Below are 1,763 nucleotides of genomic sequence, written 5' to 3'. Positions count from 1 at the left end.
CCGTACGGCAGCGCCCAGCAGACCGCGTACGGCCAGCCCGGTTACGCAGCCCCGGCCTACGGTACGACGGCGCCCGCCAAGTCGACGCCCGTGCTCAGCCTCATCTCGCTGATCGCCGGCATCGTGGGTCTCGTCGGGTTCTTCGTCGTGTTCATCCCGATCGTGGGCGGCATCATGCAACTGCTCATCCCCGCGGCGGCCGTGGTGCTCGGCTTCCTCGGCCGCAAGAAGGAGCCCGCGGCGAAGGGCATGTGGCTCACCGGCATGATCCTCGGCTTCGTCGGCATCGCGATCGGCCTGCTCTCGATCATCCTGTGGAGCGTCGCCTTCGCCAGCGTTCCGTACTACAACTACTGAGGCCGGAGATGTCCGACCGCGAAGGGGTCCCGCCCGAGGGCGGGGCCCCCTCGCGTTCACCCGAGCCGGCACCCGTGCCGGAGCATCCCGTTCCATCGCCGCCCGCTCCCGCAGACGCATCCGCAGCCRCACCCGCATCGGCATCCGCATCCGCATCCGCAGTCGAACCTGATGGCGCGCAGCCGGACGTAGACGAGGAGCTGACGGTCGTCGCGCCAGCCGAGCCCACGCTGCGGGCGGACCCGGCGGTGCGCGAGTACGAGGTGCCGTTCGACACCGGCGAGCTGCAGTCGCTGCCGACCGGCCAGCTGCTCGTCGTGCACCGCGCCGAGCTCGCCCGCGTCGCCGACGCCGAGGAGGACGAGGAGCAGCGCCGCGTCTACAGCTGGATCTCGGCGATCCTCGGCGTCATCGGTGCCGCGGCGTCGCTCTTCCTCGGATGGCTGCTGCCGCTCTCCATCGCGGCCATCGTCTTCGGGGTGCTCGGCCTCCGACGCGAGGAGGAGGGTCGCACGCTCGCCTTCGTCGGCATCGGCACCGGGATCGCGGGGCTGGTCTTCTCGTCGGTGTGGATCGGCTACTACGCGATCGTCTTCGGCGCGCTGCCGCGCTGACGAACCCGTCGGCGGGCGGGTCTCCCGTCGGAGGGACCTCCGTGGGAGGGGCCTCAGAGGCGTTCCACGAGGAGCACGACGCGACGTCCCTCCTCGCGGGTCAGCACGATCGTGGCGCTCCGGTCGCCGCGGAGCTTCAGCCTGGTGCGCAGCGCCGCCGGATCGACGTCGGCACCCCGCTTCTTGATCTCGAGCGTGCCGATGCCACGCGCCGCGAGCGCCTGGCGCAGCTGGCGCTCGTCGGACGGGAGCCGATCGAGCACGCGGAACCCTCGGGCGAAGGGCGAGTCGAAGGCGGTGTCCGAGGTCAGGTAGGCGATGCCGGGGCTGAGCATCCACGCCCCGTTCGCCCTGGCCAGGTCGCCGATGAGGCGGGCACGGATCACCGCGCCGTCGGGTTCGTAGAGGTAGTCGCCGAGCGGGCCGCTCGGCGCGTCCTCGCTGTCGGCTTCGGCGATGAGCTCCGCGGCCGCGTCACCGCGGATCACCAGCGCAGCGCGCCCGATCCCGGGCCGAGCCACCGCCCCCTGCCAGACCGCCAGCTCCACCACGTCGCCGTCGACCGAGACCCACTGCGCCTCGGAGCCGGCGGGGATGACCTCGCGGTCGGTGCCGGGCCCGAGCTTGACGCCGACCGGCATGCGGGCGGCCAGCCCGAAGGCGAACTCCAGCGAGGGCGAGTAGTCAGCGGTATCCGAGAGTCGACGGGTGGTGCCGCCGGCCGACGTGCGGCGGGCGGGGTCAAGCCAGGCGCCGCCGATGCCGCCGAGCGGCACCTCCTCGGCCCGCGCG

The 1,763-nt window shown here is 72.6% G+C and carries 2 protein-coding genes and 1 pseudogene; 2 read left to right on the top strand and 1 reads right to left on the bottom strand.

Features of this window, described 5'->3' with window-relative positions; translation table 11 throughout:
• Positions 1 to 357 (top strand): annotated as a pseudogene (locus AC1DY2_RS19380) (DUF4190 domain-containing protein); the annotation flags it as partial.
• 248 nt (positions 358 to 605) lie between these two features.
• The gene (locus tag AC1DY2_RS19375) at positions 606 to 971 is read left to right on the top strand and encodes a DUF4190 domain-containing protein (protein ID WP_476763895.1); all 366 of its coding nucleotides are present in this window, start codon (positions 606 to 608) and stop codon (positions 969 to 971) included.
• A 53-nt stretch (positions 972 to 1,024) separates the two neighbouring features.
• Here AC1DY2_RS19375 and AC1DY2_RS19370 read toward each other — a convergent pair.
• Positions 1,025 to 1,763 (bottom strand): THUMP-like domain-containing protein (locus AC1DY2_RS19370; RefSeq protein ID WP_476763894.1); only part of this gene is annotated, 739 nt, incomplete at its 5' end.

The organism is Agromyces sp. P1_H4 (assembly GCF_056405255.1).
This window is presented reverse-complemented; position numbering and strand designations above follow the sequence as displayed.